Genomic DNA, 18,120 nt, shown 5'->3' with positions numbered 1-18,120 from the left:
GCCCCTGAACCCGAGGCCCTGATGCGTGTACTGGGTATAGAAACAAGCTGTGACGAGACCGGCGTGGCGCTGTACGACACGGCGCGCGGCCTGCTGGCGGAAGCCCTGTACAGCCAGGTGGCCATGCACGCCGAGCACGGTGGCGTGGTGCCGGAACTGGCCAGCCGTGACCATGTGCGGCGCCTGCTGCCGCTGGTGCAACAGGTGATGGACCAGGCCGGCTGCACGGCGGCGGACATCGACGGCGTGGCCTATACTGCCGGCCCCGGCCTGGCCGGGGCGCTGCTGGTCGGCGCGGCGGCGGCGCGTTCGCTGGCGTTTGGCTGGGGCATTCCGGCGGTGGCGGTGCATCATATGGAAGGCCATTTGCTGGCGCCGCTGCTGGAAGACGAGCCGCCGGCGTTTCCGTTCGTGGCGTTGCTGGTCAGCGGCGGCCACACCCTGCTGCTGGAGGCACGCAGCCTGGGGGATTACCACCTGCTGGGCGAATCGCTGGACGATGCTGCCGGGGAAGCGTTCGACAAGGCCGCCAAGATGATGGGGCTGGGCTATCCCGGTGGCCCGCGCATCAGTGCGCTGGCGGAGCAGGGCGACCCGGCGCGCTTTACCTTCCCGCGCCCGATGACCGACCGGCCAGGGCTGGATTTCAGCTTCTCGGGCCTGAAGACCTATTGCCTGAACACCATCGCCGAGTGCGGCGGCAAGGAGGCGCTGAGCGAGCAGGACCGCGCCGATATTGCCCGTGCGTTCGAGGAAGCGGTGGTGGAGACGCTGGTGATCAAATGCCGCCGGGCCATGCAGCAGACCGGCCACGACACTCTGGTGATGGCCGGGGGCGTCAGCGCCAACCGGCGCCTGCGCGCCCGGCTGGCAGAGGCGCTGGCGAAGCCGGCCCGTGGCCACAAGCCGGTGCGGGTGTGTTATCCGCGTCAGGCATTGTGCACCGATAACGGCGCCATGATTGCGTTTGCCGGTGCGCTGCGGCTGGCCGGTGGTGAACAGCAGCAGGATCTCGGCATTGCCGTGCGCGCCCGCTGGCCGCTCACGGAGCTGACGCCGGTCACGCGCTCAGTCTGACTTCGGTTTTCTGAAGCCCAGTTCCTGGCCGCTGACCAGCTTGCGGATATTGCTGTGATGCCGCGCCAGCAGGATCAGCGTCAGCAGCAGCATCGGCCAGAAGGCGCCGGGCAGCCAGAACCACAACACCGCCGGCATGACGATAAAGGCAATCATCGACGCCAGTGAGGAAATGCGTGTGGCGCCGAACACACCCAGCCAAGTGAGGCCGGTGGCGATGCCGGTGGGCCAGTGCAGCGCAAACAGCAGGCCGAAGGCCGTGGCCACGCCCTTGCCGCCGCGCAACTGGAAAAACACCGGGAACAGGTGGCCGAGAAAGGCGCAGAAACCGATCAGCGCGGTGGCCGTGGCGCTCAGCCCGATCTGTGCGGCGACCAGCACCGGCACCACGCCCTTGAGCACATCACCCAGCAGGGTGAGCGCCGCCGCCGGCTTGCCGGCAATGCGCAGCACATTGGTGGCGCCGGGGTTGCTGGAGCCCTGGGTGCGTGGGTCGGGATAGCCGAACAGGCGGCAGACCAGAATGGCGCTGGAGATCGAGCCCAGCAGGTAGGCGCCCAGACACAACAACAGTGTGAGCCACCAGGCATCCTGTAATGTGTTGAGGTCCACCGGCTATAATCCTCCGCTCTGCGCAGAGCGCCCGGCGAGTGCCGGCGCTCCCTGGGCGGCAAGCTTCGCATGATCGCATAAGGATTGAAAATGGATATCGTCTATATCCGCGACCTGAAGGTGGATACCGTCATCGGCATCTTCGACTGGGAGCGCCGCATTCGCCAGACCGTGAGCCTGGACCTGGAAATGGGCGCGGATATTCGTCGCGCGGCCGCCACCGACAGTATTGAAGACACGCTGGACTACAAGGCCGTCGGCAAGCGCCTGATCAGCTTTATCCAGACCTCGGAATTCCAGCTGGTGGAAACGCTGGCGGAGAAAGCCGCCGCCATCGTGCTGGATGAATTCGATGTGCCCTGGGTACGGCTGCGGCTCTCCAAGCCGGGCGCGTTGCGTGGCTCGCACGATGTCGGCGTGATCATCGAACGGGGTGAGCGTTCCTGATGGCGTCACAAGCGATGACCCGGGTGTACCTGAGTCTCGGCTCCAATATCGACCGTGAACACAATATCCGTGCCGGCCTGGATGCGCTGGCAGCGCAGTTTGGCGAGGTGCATCTCAGCCCCGTGTACGAAAGCGAGGCGGTGGGCTTTGACGGCGCGCCCTTCCTGAATCTGGTGGCACGCATCGATACCGGGCTGCCATTGGGCGAGCTGGCCGGCCTGCTGCGCGACATCGAGGCGGACCACGGCCGTGTGCGCGGCGACAAGAAATTCGCCAGCCGGACGCTGGACATCGATGTGCTCACCTACGGCGACCTCACCGGCCTGGTCGATGGTGTGGAGCTACCGCGCGATGAAATTCTCAAGCACGCCTTTGTGCTGCGTCCGCTGGCCGATCTCGCGCCGCAGGCGCGCCATCCGGTGCTGGGTGAAACCTATGCGGCACTGCTGGCGCGGCTGGACATGTCGGCGCAGAAACTCTGGCAAGTGCCTTTCCGCTGGCCCGCGTAAGCGCGTCCGTTGACGTGGATCAACAAACGGTGACATTGTCCAATGTGACCGTTTTCGATGATTTCCTCTCCGCCTAAGCTGTCCCCGTTTTCCGCTATCTGGCAAGGGGTACGGCTATGTCCATTCAGATTGATCCGGTCCGCCGCAATCTCCGGTTCGCACTGCCGCAAGGGCGCGTGCTGAACTGGCATCCGGCGGGCCTGCATGTCACGCAATTCTTCAACACGCTGTCACTGTTCTTTCCCGCAGGCGAGCGTTTCTTTATCCAGAGCGTGCGCAATTTCCGGCATGAGATTACCGATACCGCACTGAAGGCGCAGATCTCGGCATTTATTGGCCAGGAAGGTTTTCATACCCGCGAGCACGAGGATTACAACCACGCGTTGCAGGGAGCCGGCCTGCCGGTGCAGGCGATGGAGCGCGTAGTGGAACGGTTGCTGGAGGCGGTGAAGCGACTGCCAGCGTCAGTGCAACTGGCAGCCACGGTGGCACTGGAACACCTCACCGCTGTGCTCGGTGACATGCTGTTGCGCAATGAAACGCTGCTTGCGGAAGCTGAGGTGCATTTCGCCGCTGTCTGGCGCTGGCACGCGCTGGAAGAAACCGAGCACAAGGCGGTGTGCTTTGACGCCTATGAACAGGTGGTGGGACGCGGTGCGCGCGGCTATGGCCTGCGGGTGATGGCGTTTCTGCTGGCCAATATGCTTTTCTGGGGTCTGTTCATACCGTTCTATGTGGTGATGGTGACGCGGGCGGGCGGGTTGTTCCGGCTCAAGGGCTGGTGGCAGGTGGTGCAACTGGTGGCGGGCCGGCCGGGCGTGCTGCGGCGCGCATTGCCGGACTGGGCTGATTTTTTCCGGCGCGATTTTCATCCCTGGCAGCACGACAACCGCGCGTTCCTGGCGCTGGCGCCTGCGCTGATGGACGAAGTGGCCGCGTTCAATGACCTGCCGGCACGGCGTGCCTGAGGGAAGAGCTGATGAGCAAAAAAGTATCCACGAAAGCGCCTGTCACACAGGTGAATGTGGTGATTGTCGGGGCCGGGTTTGGTGGCCTGTGCATGGCGATCAGGTTGCGCGAACAGGGTAACGATGATTTTGTCGTGCTTGAAAAGGCCGGCGAGGTCGGCGGCGCCTGGTATTTCAATGGCTATCCGGGCGCCGGGTGCGATGTGCAGTCGCATCTGTATTCGTATTCGTTTGCGGGCAAGCCGGACTGGTCGAAACGCTACGCGCCGCAGCAGGAAATCGAGCAGTACATTCTCGATGTCACCGAGCAGTATGGGTTGCGGCCGTTCATTCGTTTCCGGCAGGAAGTGAATACCGCGCATTTCGATGCGGCGACGGCGCGCTGGACACTGCACACGGCACAGGGCGACACCTTTGTGTGCCGTCACTTTGTGCTGGCGTCGGGGCCGTTGCATGTGCCGAATATTCCGGCCATCCAGGGCCTGTCCGATTTTCAGGGCAAGGTGATGCACTCGGCGGAATGGGATCATGACTATGATCTGGCCGGCAAGCGGGTCATTTCCATCGGCACTGGCGGTAGCGCGATTCAGTATTGCCCGGAGATCGCGCCGGTGGTGAAAAGCCTGTCGGTGTTCCAGCGCACGCCGGCCTGGGTGGTGCCCCGTGATGAACGCGGTTACCCCGGTATCAGCAAGGCGTTGTTCCGGCGCTTTCCGTCGCTGCGCCGGCTGCATCGGGCGCGGCTGTACTGGAGTAACGAGTCACGGGTAATGCCGGCGTCCAGCCCGCGCGCGGCGCGTGTGCTGGAAGCCCTGTGCCGCGCCTTTATCCGCTTCCAGGTGCGCGACCGGCAACTCGCCCGCGCATTGACCCCGGATTATGCGTTCGGCTGCAAGCGGGTGCTGATCTCCAACAAGTGGTATCCGATGTTCAACCGCGACAATGTGTCGCTGGTGACCGCCGGCATCCGTGAGGTGCGTGCCCACAGCGTGGTCACGGATGACGGGCTGGAACACCCGGCGGACTGCCTGATTCTCGGCACGGGCTTTGTCGTTGACCCGCGCATCTACATGAAGGATTTCCCGCTCACCGGTTTGCCGGGGCATGAATTGACGAAGGACTGGGCCGAGGCGGCGGAAGCCTATTACGGCGTCACCGTCAGCGGCTATCCCAACCTGTACATGCTGGTGGGGCCGAACACCGGCCTGGGGCACAATTCGATCCTGTTCATGATCGAATGCCAGGTGAATTACATCCTGCAATGCATGCGCCTGCTGAAAGCCGAAGAGGCGGATTACCTGGATGTGAAGCCGGCGGCGCAGCGCGCCTTCAATGACGCGGTACAACGGCGGTTGCAGGGCACCACCTGGACATCGGGCTGTACAAGCTGGTACCAGCAGGCGGACGGGCGCAACGTTGCGCTCTGGCCGGGGGCAACCTGGCGTTACTGGCTGGAGACGCGGCGGGTGTGCAGTACTGATTATGAGTTTGTATCGCTGGAAGAGATTCAGCAGCAAGGCGCGGCCTGACGGGGGCTGTCGAAGAGTGTCCGCTGCGCTCACACCGCAGGGTGCGAGCGCAGTGGATCGCCCGGTTTATTATTCCTCAGCGGTCCATTCTATGAATTCTTCGCAGGTAATGGGGTACTCCAGGTCGGCGCCATTGATCATGACCAAAACGTCTGTGCCGGAAAAATGGATGGACATGTCGTCATCATTGCTCCCTGTCACCAGCACCTGGCCCGCGTGCGGGCAGTCCTCGCCGATATCCTGTTCGAGGGCCGTATCGGTTTCGATGTCAATATAGGCTTCGATGGCACCGACAAACACGGTCAGGCGGCCAGTTTGTTCTGCGGAGGTGGCGGTGGGGGTAACTTCAAAATTGAGATCGTAGTTCTGTAAGTGAAAGTAGTGGAGGCCGCTCTGGCTCTCCAGCAATGTATTGGATACCGCATCGTAAACCTCTACCCGCTGAGTGACGCTCGCATTGGTATTGGTCAGTGCCAGGCCATCGGTGCCGCTGGTGGCTGTCAGGGAACCGTCCGCCCGGGTCTGTTGCACGGTTCGGAAACCACCAGCGATATCCAGCACATCATCCTCGAAAGTGGAGATATCATAAGTCTGAGTGGCCGGCGCTTCCGAGACGTAGGTTAGCAACAGGTTCGTGTTGCGTTCATGGTAAGTCATGGGGGGGGAAGGGGGGGCAACGGCGCAGTTCTCTACTTTAAGACTGAATGCGCCATCGCCGAGATCCGTTTCCGTCAGAAACTCATCACATTCATTGCGGATATCATCCACAAGAGCGAACAGATCGTTATACGTATCGGCAATCACTTCGGGATAACTCACCGCCAGTCGCGCTGCCACCGGCGCGTAATCCTCATCCAGCGGCAACGGAATCGGGTCAATGGTGCCGAGCTGGCCACCATCGGAGGAACCCCCGCCGCAAGCGGCCAGGGCCAGGCACAGGGCCAGCGGGGTAAAGCGGGTCAGGGCGTGTGTTGTAGCGTTCATACGGGGCAATCCTGTATCCGTCAGGTGAACAGCAGCGGTGCGGGCACCGCAATCCGTGCACCCGGTCGGGCCGGGTGCCTTGTTATTCGGTGTACGGTTGTAACACAGATGGCGTGCGGCCATAAGACCGGCGGGGAGGGGAGCCGGCCCGCCGGGCAGGCCGGCGGGCTGGTGTGGCGTCAGAGCTGGATGGGTGGCATCGCACTGCTGATCCACTCGTTGAACTCGTCACAGGAGTCCAGCGGTGTGGTCACGCCATTGAGAGTGATCGAGCCGCCGTTGCCGGTCAGCAGGATATCCAGCGAGGTGCCCTGGCCGCCGGCGATGGTGAAGTGGCCGTGGCATTCGGTGCCGTCGCTGAGGGCAACGGGAACCGGCGTGGCGAGGGTCACACTGCCCTCCATGGGGGCGCCCAGGTACACATTGCCCGCCACGGTCACCCCCAGGCTGCTGCCCAGTTCCTGTGCGTTGATGCTGAAATCGCTCAGACGCCAGTCGAGCACAATGGGCGGGGTGGCATCGAACTGGGCAACGACGCTGAAGCGGATATTGACGTCCGACATGGACATAAATGGGATCGGGAAGCCATCCGGAAGATCGTCGACACGGAACTCGCCGTCCAGTCCGAACTGCTGGCTGTTGCTGGTCACGCCGTCGTTATAACTGCCGGTATGAGTGTATTCGCTGAAGGTAAAGCGGGCTGGCACGTCCTGGTTACTGTGTTCGAGGTCCAGGCGCATGGCACCGTCCAGCGTCAGGCTGTCAGGGTCCATCTCGCTGCCGTCGACACGGCAATTCGAATAAATCACCAGAATCGACAATTCGGTTTCCGATGAGGAGTGGGTGCCATCGTCATTCAGGCAGGTCTCGAAGGACAGCGCGTCCTCGATCACATTGAGCAGCTGCATCGGCAGGATACCCACCAGCCCGAAGGTGTATGCCGTCACCGTGGCGGCATTGTCTTCGGTCAGTACCAGCGTCGGTGCCGCAGACTGTTGCCGGGAAGAACCGGAATCGCCGCCGCAGCCGGACAGAACAACACTTGCCAGCAGCACAGGCGCTGCCAGGCCGCGCCAGCCGAGGGCGCGGAAGTGGTTAGAGATCATGGTGTTTCCCCCAAAAAGAAAGACAGCTGTCAAAATCGTTTTTATGCGTGATCGGGACCGATTGGCATGAGGCTATGATATCGCCTCCGACGCGCGATATTCACGGGTGCGTGTTAGCAGAACGTCCGAATTATGTGTCTTGGGCCATGGCCTGTGGCTCATGCGGGTGGCTCATGCGGGTGACATGGCGCGCGCGGTGGTGCTGGACAAAGTGCCTGCTCAGCCGCCCTGGAATGCCAGCGAGCGGCCGCCGTCCACAGCCAGGATCTGCCCTGTGACATACGGTGCATCCAGCGCCAGCCATGCGACAGCGCCGGCAATGTCCGCCGGTGTGCCGCAGCGGCCGAGAGCGGTGGCGTCCAGAATGTCCTGTTGATTTCCCTGACCGGTTTCCGGCCACAGGATTGGCCCGGGTGAGATGCCGTTGATGCGCACGTCTGGCCCCAGCTCCCGTGCGAGTGAGCGTGTCAGTGTGGCCAGGCCGGCTTTGGCGATGCAGTAGAGCGAGTGGTCCGCCAGCGGTTTTTCGGCGTAGACATCGATCAGATTGACCACGGCGCCCTGGCGGGCGCGCAAGGTATCAGCCAGTGTCTGGATCAGAATGAAGGGCGCGCGCAGGTTGCTGTGCAGCAGTGCGTCCCAGTCGTCGTCGGTGGCGCTTGCCAGTGGCGTGGGATAGAAGCTGGAGGCGTTGTTGACCAGCACATCGACATGCCCCCACTGCGCCTTGGCGGCGATGCCGAGTTCACGCACGGCGGCCGGGTCATTGAGGTTGGCGCTGAGCACGCGGGCGGAATCCGGCCGCAACTGGTTCAGTTCCGTCGCCAGTTCGGCGGCATCGGTGGCGCTGCGGCGGCAATGAATAATGATGCTGAAACCGTGCTGGTGCAGGGTGCGCGCAATTTCCGCGCCGATGCGCCGTGCCGCGCCAGTGATCAGTGCGACTTTTGCCATTGTGTCCGGTACTCCTCGATCGCCGTGATACGGGCACGCTCAATGGCTTCGCCCAGTGCCTTGCCTTCAAAGCCCTGATCCCGCAGTGCCCGGACGTCCACGCGGTCGCTGGCAGCTGCCGCGCCGAGCAGATAGGCCGCCTGCGGGTAGTCGCGGTCGGCAAACCCCTCGCGGCCGCGCGCGTCGGCTTCGCAGGCCGCCACGAACAGCCGCAGGCGTTCCGGGCGGCGCGGGTAGTCCAGTGCCCGCAACAGTTTCCAGACCGTGCCGGGGCGCAGCTCCAGCGCGCGGTGGCAGTGCGTGTGCCAGGTGGCGGTGAGCAGGCCCAGTTCGCGGAACTCTGCCGGCACTTTCAATCTGGCACACAGCCGGCTCACCGGCGTGCCGCCGCGGGCTTCGTGGGCAATGTGGCGGGGCCATTCGGACGGCGGTGTGTCGCCCTTGCCCAGGTCATGCACCAGCACGGCAAAGCGTGCCAGGCCGGGCAGGTCCATGCGGGCCGCCTGCGCCAGTGCCAGGTACTGATGAATCAGGGTGTCCACTTCCGGGTGGTGGGCGGCCGTTTGCGGCACGCCGCGCAGGGCGGCCAGCTCGGGGAAAATCACCGCCAGCGCGCCACAGGCTTCCAGTGTCTGAAAGTACACCTGCGGGTCACGTTCGTTCAGTGCCTTTTCTGTTTCTTTCCAGATACGTTCCGGTGACAGAGCGAGCAGCTCTTCCGGGGTGCTCAACTGGCGCATCAGCGCCAGCGTCTCGTCGGCGATGGTAAAACCCAGCCAATGGAAGCGGGCAGCGAAACGGGCCACGCGCAGCACCCGCAGGGGGTCCTCGGCGAAGGCATCGGAGACGTGGCGCAGGCGGCGGGCCTTGAGATCACGCTGGCCGTGGTAGGGATCGATCAGCGGGCCACCCCGGGCGCGGGCCATGGCGTTGATGGTCAGGTCGCGGCGTGCCAGGTCTTCTTCCAGTGTCACCCTGGGCGAGGCATTGAAGGTAAAGCCATGGTAGCCGACGCCGGCCTTGCGCTCGGTACGCGCCAGGGCGTATTCCTCGCCGGTTTTCGGATGCAGGAACACCGGGAAGTCACGGCCCACTGGCCGGAACCCCTGGTTGACCATTTCTTCCGGCGTGCTGCCGACCACCACCCAGTCCCGCTCGTGGACCGCGAGGCCGAGCATGTCATCGCGGACTGCGCCGCCGACCAGAAAAACCTGTTGTTGCTGCATTGTGTGATTGCACCCGGGCGTTCATCTGCGCATCATGTTCGCATGATGACGTTAGCCCGCAAACCGCAAACTGCACACGCTGCCCCGGCCAAGGCCCCGGCGGCGCGTGCGCGCGTGGTGGTCGGCATGCCGGTGCGCGTGGCCCGCGCCTGGCGCAAGCCCCTGCTGCGATCCGGTTAACGCATCCCGTCAATCAGAAGCCGCAGCGTCGTTCCGACCCTGCGGCTTTTTTCGTTATACGGGTCGGGACATTTCATTGTCCTTTAGCCGTTACAGGAACATCCCTATGTCGACCGGCCTGGCTTATTTCACCGTGGTGCTCGTCTGGGCCACCACACCCCTGGCAATCAAATGGAGCGCGGAGGGCGGCGCTGCCGCAGGCAGCCTGATGCTGCGCATGCTGATCGCGACCGCCCTGGGCATTCTGCTGCTCTGGTGCAGCGGGGGCCGCATGCGCTGGCACCGGCGTGCGCTGCTGGGGTATCTCGCTGCCGTGCCGGGGGTGTTTGGTGCCATGGCGCTGACCTATCGCGCGTCCGCGAGTGTGCCCTCGGGGCTGATCTCGGTGATGTACGGGCTGGCGCCGTTGCTGTCCGGGCTGATGCTGCAATGCCTGCCGGGTTCGGTGCGCCTGCGCGGCTGGCACTGGGCCGGCTGCGTGATCGGAGTGATCGGGCTGGCGGTGATTTTCAGCGACGCGCTGGTGGGCGGTGGCCGGCTGGTGGCGGTGCTGATGCTGTTTGGCGGCGTGTGCCTGTTTTGCGGCAGTGCCATTGCCGTGCAGCGGGCGGCGGCAGGGCAGCCGCCGCTGAACCAGACGCTCGGGGCGTTGATCCTGAGCCTGCCCTGTTTTGTGGCCATGTGGCTGCTCAGTGGCGAACCGACGGCGATCCCGCTGACGGAGCGTGGCCTGTGGGCGGTGCTGTACCTGTCGCTGTTTGGCTCGTTGCTGGGGTTCCTGTGTTACTACCTGGTGCTGTCGCGGTTGCCGGCGGCCACTGTGGCGCTGATTACGCTGATAACACCGGTGCTGGCGCTGGGGCTGGGCATGTTGCTCAACGGCGAGCAGCCGGCGCTGTCCATGCTGGTCGGCGCGGGGCTGATCGTGGTGGCGCTGGGGGCGTATCTGTACGGGGATCGCCATGGCATGCGCCGTGCGCCGGTGGTGGAGTCGTGAACAGAGCTCTTCACAGACAGGCAGACTCTATGGCCTATGCGCGTGAGTCATCCGGCCATTGCCCCTGTACTGGCCGGCATGCTGTAGTCCCGTGATGGTAGTCCCGTGACGCAGGAACAGGAGCACTGACGCATGAAAACGAGAATCACCGAACTGCTGGGCACCCGCTATCCGATCGTCCAGGGCGGCATGCAGAATGTCGGCTATGCCGACCTGGCGGCGGCGGTCTCCAACGCCGGTGCGCTGGGTATCATCACCGCGCTGACCCAGCCAACACCGGAAGACCTGGAGCGTGAGATCCGCCGCTGCCGGGAAATGACCGACCAGCCGTTCGGGGTCAACCTCACCATCCTGCCGACCATCAAGCCCGTGCCGTATGAAGAATACGCCCGCGTGGCCTGCGAAGCCGGCATCAAGGTGGTGGAAACCGCCGGCCGCAATCCGGAACCGTTCATGCTGCTGTTCAAGGAATACGGTGTGCATGTGGTGCACAAGTGCACGTCGGTGCGCCACGCGCTGAAAGCGGAAAGCATCGGCGTGGCCGCAGTGAGTGTGGACGGGTTCGAGTGCGCCGGGCATCCGGGCGAGGACGATATTCCGAATCTGGTGTTGCTGCCGGCGGCGGCCGCAAAGCTGAAGATTCCGATGCTCGCGTCCGGCGGGATCGGCACCGGCGCGCAGATGGCCGCCTGCCTGGCACTGGGGGCGGACGGCATCAATATGGGCACGCGCTTTATGGCGACGAAAGAAGCGCCCATCCATGACAACATCAAGCAGGCCATTGTTGCCGCGTCGGAGCTGGATACCGCGCTGATCTTCCGGCCGTTGCGCAACACCGCGCGTGTGCACAAGAACGCGGTAGCGGTGAAAGTGCGCGAGATCGAGCAGGAGGCCGGCAAGGATCTGGATTTCGAGATGATCCGCGACATGGTGGCCGGTACCCGTGGCAAGGTCGCGCTCAGCGAGGGCGATGTCGATTACGGTATCTGGACGTCCGGCATGGTACAGGGCCTGATCCACAGCATCCCGTCCTGCGAAGCACTGGTGCAGGAGATCATTGCCGATTGTCAGAAGGTGATTCGGGAGCGGTTGAGCCCGCTGGTTTAAATCTGTCCGGGCGGGGTGGATCTGCGCCGTGAAAAGTGGGGGCGGAATGTCCGCCTCCTGCGCTTGCCCGTGCTGGCGGCTTTATCAGGCCGCCAGCACGGGCGCTTAGTCGCTGCCGTCGGTGATATCTTCTTTGGGCGGAATCGACAGCCGCTCGACCACACGTCCATCCTCAATACTTTCCAGGTGCACATCGAACTGCCATAAACGATAGAGATGGCGCATCACGTCGTGGGCACGGTCGCGGGCCAGTGGCCGGCGATCCTGGCGAATATGTTGCAGGGTAAGTGACCGGTCGCCACGGATGTCCGCATCGTAGACCTGAATACTCGGTTCATGGATGCTCAGGTTGTACTGCTCGGAGAGCAGCTGCCGCACGGTCTGGTAACCCGCGTCGTCGTGAATGGCGCGAATCTCCAGATGGTCCTCGTTGTCGTCATCCAGCACGGCGAACAGTTTCATCTCGCGAATCACACGCGGTGAGAGGAACTGCTGGATAAAGCTTTCATCCTTGAAGCTTTGCATGGCGAACTTGAGCGTCTTCAGCCAGTCGCTGCCGGCGATGTCCGGGAACCAGCGCCGGTCCTCCTCGGTGGGGGCCTCGCAGATACGGCGGATGTCGCGAAACATGGCGAAGCCGAGCGCGTACGGGTTGATGCCGCTGTACCACTGGCTGTCGAATGGTGGCTGATAGACCACCTGCGAGTGACTCTGCAGGAATTCCAGCATGGCGCCTTCGGTAATCAGGCCCTCGTCGTACAGATCGTTGAGCAGGGTGTAGTGCCAGAACGTGGCCCAGCCTTCGTTCATGACCTTGGTTTGCCGCTGCGGATAGAAGTACTGCGCCATCTTGCGCACGATGCGCACGATTTCCCGCTGCCAGGGCTCAAGCAGTGGCGCGTTCTTCTCGATGAAGTAGAGCAGATTTTCCTGTGGTTCCGCCGGATAGCGCTGTACCTGCTTGCGGCGCTTGATGCCTGGCTGCATTTCGGGAAAGGTCTTCCACAGTTCGGATACCTGCTGTTGCAGCAGCGTCTCCCGTTCCTGCTGCCGTAGTTGTTCTGTGGCGGCGGAAATGGGGTAGGGGCGCTTGTAGCGATCGACGCCGTAATTCATCAGCGCGTGGCAGGAATCCAGCACGCGCTCGACTTCTTCCACGCCATGGCGTTCTTCGCACTGGGCAATGTAATGGCGGGCAAAGACCAGGTAATCGATGATCGCCGAGGCGTCGGTCCAGGTACGGAACAGATAGTTGCCCTTGAAGAACGAATTATGGCCATAGCAGGCGTGTGCGATCACCAGCGCCTGCATGGTCATGGTGTTCTCTTCCATCAGGTAGGCGATGCAGGGGTTGGAGTTGATCACGATTTCGTAGGCCAGCCCCATCTGCCCGCGCCGGTAGCGGTTCTCCACCTCCACGAACTGCTTGCCGAATGACCAGTGGTGATAGCCCACCGGCATGCCGACGGACGAGTAGGCGTCCATCATCTGTTCCGAGGAAATCACCTCGATCTGGTTCGGGAACGTATCCAGTTGATACTTGTCCCGCGCGATGCGGCCGATCTCCTCATCAAAACGCTGGATCAGGTCGAAGTTCCATTCCGAGCTGGTGGACAAAGGCTCCCGCCGGACAGGTTCGCTCACGGGGTGTGTTCCTCCATACGCTGACGAAACAGCTCACGGAATACCGGGTAGATATCCTCCGGGCCATCGATCTGTTGCAGGGCAAAGGCATTGGGGTGCTGCAGGTGCACCTGCATGTAGCTGTCCCACAATGCCTGGTGGCGCCGGGGCATGATCTCCACATAGGCAAAGTACTGCATCTTCGGCAGCAGTTCCTCGCGCAGGATGCGCACGCAGGTGGGCGAGTCATCGTTCCAGTTGTCGCCGTCGGACGCCTGCGCGGTATAGATATTCCATTCATCCTCCGGGTAGCGTTCGCGGATGATCTCGCTGGTCAGTTTCAGGGCGCTGGACACGATGGTGCCGCCGGTTTCACGTGAATAGAAAAACTCCTGTTCGTCGACTTCCTTGGCACTGGTGTGATGGCGGATGAAGACGATCTCGGTGTGGGTGTAGTTGCGTTGCAGGAACAGGAACAGCAACAGGAAAAAGCGCTTGGCCAGTTCCTTCATTTCCTGGTTCATGGAGCCGGAGACATCCATGATGCAGAACATCACCGCGCGGCTGACCGGAACCGGCTGGCGCACGGTGTGGTTGTAGCGCAGGTCCACCGTGTCGAGAAAGGGGATGCGGCCAACACGGCCTTCGCGGCGAGCGATCAACTCGGCGAGTTCGGCCAGACGGGCCTGCCGTTCCGGGGATTGCTCCTGCTCCAGCAGCGCGGCTTGCTCGGCTTTCAGTTCGCCAAGCTGGCGGCGGCTGGCTGCACCGAGGGCGCGCCGGCGCATGGAGGCCTGGCGCATGGAGCGCACGATATTGATTTTTGACGGGTTGCCTTCGCTGACGATGCCGCCGTGCACGGCTCGATAGCTGGACTCACCCTGCAACTGCCGCTTGATCAGGTTGGGCAGCGCCAGGCCCTCGAACAGGAAATTGAGAAACTCGCGCGGGTCCAGTTCAAAGGCAAAATCATCCAGCCCTTCACCCTGGTTCGACGCCTGTCCACCGTCGCCGGCGCCGCCACCGGGTGGCCGGGCAATGGTGTCGCCCTGCTGGAATTCGCGGTTGCCGGGATGTACAACGCTGCGGCGTCCACCGGGGCCGTGGTGGAACTGTGGTTCGCTGAGGTCCTTGCGCGGAATCACGATGCGCTCGCCGCGCTCCATGTCGCGAATGGAACGCTGGTTGACGGCGTCGTTGACGGCCTCGCGGATGTGTTCGCGGTATCGCTTGAGAAAGCGTTGCCGGTTGATGGTGCTCTTGTGCCTGCCATTGAGCCTGCGGTCGACAATGAAGCTCATGCCGCCCTCCCGGTGCGGAGACTCTGCCAGCGGCCGTGAACGGCGCCCATGACGGACGCCGGGCCGCGCGTTACTGCGCCTTGCGGACGCGCAGGTACCACTCGGACAGCAGGCGAACCTGCTTCTCGGTGTAGCCGCGATCCATCATGCGCTGCACGAAGTCGTTGTGCTTCTTCATGTCTTCCTTCGAGCCCTTTGCATTGAAAGAGATGACGGGGAGCAGGTCTTCCGTGTTCGAGAACATTTTCTTCTCGATGACATCGCGCAGTTTCTGGTAACTCAGCCATGACGGGTTGCGGCCTTCGTTGTTGGCGCGTGCCCGCAGAACAAAGTTGACCACTTCGTTGCGGAAATCCTTCGGATTGGAGATGCCCGCCGGCTTCTCGATCTTCTCCAGTTCCTCGTTCAGCGCCTGGCGGTCGAAGATCTCGCCGGTGTCCGGGTCGCGGAACTCCTGGTCCTGAATCCAGAAATCGGCGTAGGTAACGTAACGGTCGAAAATGTTCTGGCCATACTCGGAATAGGATTCGAGGTAGGCGGTCTGGATTTCCTTGCCGATGAACTCGACATAGCGCGGCACCAGGAATTCCTTGATGAAGCGGCGCAGTTGTTCCTGCCGTTCCTGCTGGAACTGCTCCTGTTCGATCTGCTGCTCCAGCACATGCATCAGGTGCACCGGATTGGCGGCGATCTCGGAGTGGTCGAAGTTGAAGACCTTGGAGAGAATTTTGAAGGCGAAGCGGGTGGATATCCCGGTCATGCCCTCGTCCACGCCGGCGGCGTCGCGGTACTCCTGGATGGACTTCGACTTCGGATCGATATCCTTCAGATTGTCGCCGTTATAGATGCGCATCTTCGAATAGATGCTGGAGTTCTCCGGCTCTTTCAGCCGGCTCAGAATCGAGAACTGCGCCAGCATGTACAGCGTGTCCGGCGCGCACTGGGCGTCGCGCAGGCTGCTGTTGGCGAGCAGCTTTTCATAAATGTGCACTTCCTCGCTGACGCGCAGGCAGTAGGGCACCTTGACGATGAAGATACGGTCAATGAAGGCTTCGTTGTTCTTGTTGTGCCGGAAGGTCTGCCACTCTGCTTCGTTGGAGTGGGCCAGCACAATACCCTCGAACGGAATCGCGCCCATGTGCTCGGTGCCGTTGAAGTTGCCTTCCTGGGTGGCGGTGAGCAGCGGATGCAGCACCTTGATCGGTGCCTTGAACATCTCGACGAATTCCAGCAGGCCCTGGTTGGCCCGGCACAGGCCGCCGGAGAAACTGTAGGCATCCGGGTCGTTCTGGGCAAAGTCCTCCAGCTTGCGGATATCCACCTTGCCGACCAGCGCGGAAATGTCCTGGTTGTTCTCATCGCCCGGCTCGGTCTTGGCAATGGCAATCTGGTCGAGAATGGAGGGATACAGTTTCACCACGCGAAAGCGTGAAATGTCGCCACCGTATTCATGCAAACGTTTGACTGCCCAGGGCGACATGATGGAGCGGCTATAACGCAGGGGAATGCCGTATTCCTCTTCCAGGATCGGGCCATCCTCATGCGGGTCGAACAGGGCCAGTGGTGATTCATTTACCGGAGAACCCTTGATGGCATAGAAAGGCACCTTCTGCATCAAGGACTTGAGTTTTTCTGCCAGGGAGGATTTGCCGCCACCCACGGGACCAAGCAGATACAGGATCTGTTTCTTTTCCTCCAGGCCCTGCGCGGCATGGCGGAAATAGGCGACGATATTTTCAATCGCTTCCTCCATGCCATAGAACTCGCTGAACGCCGGGTAACGGCGAATCATCTTGTTGGAAAAAATGCGCGACAGGCGCGGGTCTTTGGAGGTGTCGATCATTTCCGGCTCGCCGATGGCCATGAGCATGCGTTCGGCGGCGGTAGCGTAGGTGGACGGGTCTGACTTGCAAAGCTGAAGGTATTCCTCCAGCGAGTATTCCTCCTGCTGGGTGGCTTCATAGCGGGTTTGATAGTGGCTGATAATGCTCATGCCTGGCTTCCTCACTGTGCGCCGGTGATTGTCAGACCGGTGGTTACATGATGTGGTTTTCCTTCCTCGGGTTAGCCTGCCGCAAGCCTTGGCGAACAGGGGTGGGGTGTGTTTGTAGAATGGCCATTATTGGTTGCGAAAGTCAAAAAAAATAATTCGCGCCGGCGAAAGAAATTTCGCCACTGGTCGGGAACCCGCAGTGCGCGGGCGAATCGTGAGTGGTGGGCTTAACGGGGGCTCAGCGACCGCAGTCGCAGCGGAACAGGCGGTTGTCTTCCAGCCGCAGGGCGCTGAGCTGGCCGCCCCAGACGCAGCCGGTATCCAGTGCCACCACATTCACGTCGGCGGGCGTATTGCCGTTGAGTGCGGCCCAGTGGCCGAACAGGATGCGCACCCCGGTGGCGTGTCGCGCCGGGTGCATGAACCAGGGCACAAAACCGGTCGGCGGCGCGTCGGCTTCGCCTTTGGTGGTGAGGTCCAGCGCGCCGTCGGCGTCGACAAAACGCATGCGCGTCAAATGGTTGGTGATCACGCGCAGGCGGGTCATGCCGGTCAGCGTGTCATCCCAGCGGTCCGGACTGTTGCCGTACATGGCGTGGAAAAAGGCGCTGGCCTGCGGGCCGCGCAATGCCTGTTCCACCTCCGCGGCGCGGGACAGGGTGTCGGCCAGGCTCCACAGCGGCGGAATGCCCGCATGGGTGATGACACTGTTCCAGGCGGGCAGTGCCAGCGCCAGCGGCTGGCCGCGCAGCCAGTCGAGCAGTGTGTCGCAGTCCTCGGCAGCGAGGATGGCGGCCAGGTCGCGTTCTTTTTCGCGCACGGGCGCGGCGCCGGCGGCCAGCGCCAGCAGGTGCAGGTCGTGATTGCCGAGGACGGTGGCGACATTGTCACGCAGGCTGTGCAGCAGGCGCAGGGTGCCGAGGGAATCCTCACCCCGGCTGACCAGGTCACCGGCCAGCAGCAGGCGGTCTTCGGCCGGGTCGAACCGGATCGTGTCCAGCAGCCGTTGCAGCGCGCCCAGGCAGCCCTGGATATCACCGATGACGTAGTGACTCATTTCAATGCAGGGCCAGCGGTGGCGCCAGGGTGAAGGCGGGGATGGCGGCGTCGAAGCAGGTGCCGTCCTCGGCCAGCATCTGGTAGCTGCCGTACATGCTGCCGATGGAGGTTTCGAGCACGGCGCCGCTGGTGTAGGAGAAGCTCTGGCCGGGCGCCAGCCGTGGTTGCTCGCCGATCACGCCTTCACCGTGCACTTCCTGCACCCGTTCCTCGGCATCGGTGATGACCCAGTGGCGGGTCAGCAGCTGTGCGGCCATGTCGCCGTGGTTGCGGATGGTGATGTGGTAGGCGAACACCCAGCGGTGGCCTTCCGTGTCGCTCTGGTCCGGCAGGAATTCGCTCTCCACCTGCACCTCGACGTGGTAATGCGGGTTGTCGGGGGTGGGTGGCGTCAGGGGGCCACCGGCGTGCAGGGGGGTATCGCTGGGCTTCATCGGCATCGGCTGGC

Annotated in this window: 18 protein-coding genes; 8 read left to right on the top strand and 10 right to left on the bottom strand. The window is 62.7% G+C overall.

What is annotated here, in order from left to right:
- The first annotated feature begins 21 nt into the window (after positions 1-21).
- On the top strand, positions 22-1,077 hold the full coding sequence (gene tsaD, locus S7S_RS15085) for a tRNA (adenosine(37)-N6)-threonylcarbamoyltransferase complex transferase subunit TsaD (protein ID WP_008733648.1): 1,056 nt from the start codon (positions 22-24) through the stop codon (positions 1,075-1,077).
- Here the strand turns inward: tsaD and plsY are convergent.
- Positions 1,069-1,689 (bottom strand): glycerol-3-phosphate 1-O-acyltransferase PlsY, encoded by a 621-nt coding sequence (plsY, locus tag S7S_RS15080; RefSeq protein ID WP_008733650.1) that lies wholly within the window; start codon positions 1,687-1,689, stop codon positions 1,069-1,071. The genes tsaD and plsY overlap by 9 nt on opposite strands.
- Positions 1,690-1,779: 90 nt before the next feature.
- On the opposite strand from plsY, the gene folB reads away from it, so the two are divergent.
- The 4 genes from folB to S7S_RS15060 all read left to right on the top strand — a co-directional run bounded on the left by folB (position 1,780) and on the right by S7S_RS15060 (position 5,142).
- Positions 1,780-2,136, top strand: coding sequence for a dihydroneopterin aldolase (folB, locus tag S7S_RS15075; RefSeq protein ID WP_008733652.1), 357 nt, complete (start codon positions 1,780-1,782; stop codon positions 2,134-2,136).
- Positions 2,136-2,645 (top strand): 2-amino-4-hydroxy-6-hydroxymethyldihydropteridine diphosphokinase, encoded by a 510-nt coding sequence (gene folK / locus S7S_RS15070; RefSeq protein ID WP_008733655.1) that lies wholly within the window; start codon positions 2,136-2,138, stop codon positions 2,643-2,645. Before folB ends, folK begins: the two co-directional genes overlap by 1 nt.
- A 116-nt stretch (positions 2,646-2,761) precedes the next feature.
- Positions 2,762-3,613, top strand: coding sequence for a metal-dependent hydrolase (locus S7S_RS15065; protein WP_008733657.1), 852 nt, complete (start codon positions 2,762-2,764; stop codon positions 3,611-3,613).
- 11 nt (positions 3,614-3,624) lie between these two features.
- Positions 3,625-5,142: a flavin-containing monooxygenase gene (locus S7S_RS15060; RefSeq protein ID WP_008733660.1), complete on the top strand. Its 1,518-nt coding sequence runs from the start codon at positions 3,625-3,627 to the stop codon at positions 5,140-5,142.
- A gap of 69 nt (positions 5,143-5,211) precedes the next feature.
- Here S7S_RS15060 and S7S_RS15055 read toward each other — a convergent pair whose 3' ends face one another.
- The 4 genes from S7S_RS15055 to S7S_RS15040 form a co-directional block, all read right to left on the bottom strand.
- The gene (locus tag S7S_RS15055; RefSeq protein WP_008733663.1) at positions 5,212-6,126 is read right to left on the bottom strand and encodes a hypothetical protein; all 915 of its coding nucleotides are present in this window, start codon (positions 6,124-6,126) and stop codon (positions 5,212-5,214) included.
- A 179-nt stretch (positions 6,127-6,305) separates the two neighbouring features.
- Positions 6,306-7,232: a hypothetical protein gene (locus tag S7S_RS15050; protein WP_008733665.1), complete on the bottom strand. Its 927-nt coding sequence runs from the start codon at positions 7,230-7,232 to the stop codon at positions 6,306-6,308.
- 219 nt (positions 7,233-7,451) lie between these two features.
- Entirely contained in the window at positions 7,452-8,186 is a 735-nt protein-coding gene (locus S7S_RS15045; protein WP_008733667.1) for a pteridine reductase, read from the bottom strand.
- Positions 8,168-9,412 carry a multifunctional CCA addition/repair protein gene (locus S7S_RS15040; protein ID WP_035203094.1) on the bottom strand — a complete coding sequence of 415 codons (1,245 nt, stop codon included), beginning with the start codon at positions 9,410-9,412 and terminating at the stop codon, positions 8,168-8,170. The genes S7S_RS15045 and S7S_RS15040 overlap by 19 nt, the downstream gene beginning before the upstream one ends.
- A 42-nt stretch (positions 9,413-9,454) precedes the next feature.
- On the opposite strand from S7S_RS15040, the gene S7S_RS19880 reads away from it, so the two are divergent.
- The 3 genes from S7S_RS19880 (at position 9,455) to S7S_RS15030 (ending at position 11,696) form a co-directional block, all read left to right on the top strand.
- Complete coding sequence (locus tag S7S_RS19880; protein WP_169745576.1) at positions 9,455-9,592, top strand: hypothetical protein; 138 nt, start codon at positions 9,455-9,457, stop codon at positions 9,590-9,592.
- Between the two features lie 106 nt (positions 9,593-9,698).
- Positions 9,699-10,589: a DMT family transporter gene (locus S7S_RS15035; RefSeq protein ID WP_008733670.1), complete on the top strand. Its 891-nt coding sequence runs from the start codon at positions 9,699-9,701 to the stop codon at positions 10,587-10,589.
- 132 nt (positions 10,590-10,721) lie between these two features.
- Positions 10,722-11,696: an NAD(P)H-dependent flavin oxidoreductase gene (locus S7S_RS15030; RefSeq protein WP_008733671.1), complete on the top strand. Its 975-nt coding sequence runs from the start codon at positions 10,722-10,724 to the stop codon at positions 11,694-11,696.
- A 105-nt stretch (positions 11,697-11,801) separates the two neighbouring features.
- Here S7S_RS15030 and S7S_RS15025 read toward each other — a convergent pair whose 3' ends face one another.
- From S7S_RS15025 to apaG, 5 genes are all read right to left on the bottom strand, one after another.
- The gene (locus S7S_RS15025; RefSeq protein WP_035203097.1) at positions 11,802-13,340 is read right to left on the bottom strand and encodes a SpoVR family protein; all 1,539 of its coding nucleotides are present in this window, start codon (positions 13,338-13,340) and stop codon (positions 11,802-11,804) included.
- Positions 13,337-14,620 (bottom strand): YeaH/YhbH family protein, encoded by a 1,284-nt coding sequence (locus S7S_RS15020; RefSeq protein WP_008733673.1) that lies wholly within the window; start codon positions 14,618-14,620, stop codon positions 13,337-13,339. The genes S7S_RS15025 and S7S_RS15020 overlap by 4 nt, the downstream gene beginning before the upstream one ends.
- 70 nt (positions 14,621-14,690) lie before the next feature.
- Positions 14,691-16,613 carry a PrkA family serine protein kinase gene (locus tag S7S_RS15015; RefSeq protein ID WP_008733674.1) on the bottom strand — a complete coding sequence of 641 codons (1,923 nt, stop codon included), beginning with the start codon at positions 16,611-16,613 and terminating at the stop codon, positions 14,691-14,693.
- Positions 16,614-16,851: 238 nt separating this feature from the next.
- The gene (locus S7S_RS15010) at positions 16,852-17,670 is read right to left on the bottom strand and encodes a symmetrical bis(5'-nucleosyl)-tetraphosphatase (protein WP_008733675.1); all 819 of its coding nucleotides are present in this window, start codon (positions 17,668-17,670) and stop codon (positions 16,852-16,854) included.
- A gap of 1 nt (position 17,671) precedes the next feature.
- Positions 17,672-18,112 carry a Co2+/Mg2+ efflux protein ApaG gene (gene apaG / locus S7S_RS15005; protein ID WP_008733677.1) on the bottom strand — a complete coding sequence of 147 codons (441 nt, stop codon included), beginning with the start codon at positions 18,110-18,112 and terminating at the stop codon, positions 17,672-17,674.
- Positions 18,113-18,120: the final 8 nt, after the last annotated feature.

It is taken from the genome of Isoalcanivorax pacificus W11-5, from assembly GCF_000299335.2.
Taxonomy (GTDB): Bacteria; Pseudomonadota; Gammaproteobacteria; order Pseudomonadales; family Alcanivoracaceae; genus Isoalcanivorax; species Isoalcanivorax pacificus.
The sequence above is the reverse complement of the archived record's forward strand: the minus strand, read 5'-3'. Positions and strand labels throughout refer to the sequence as shown.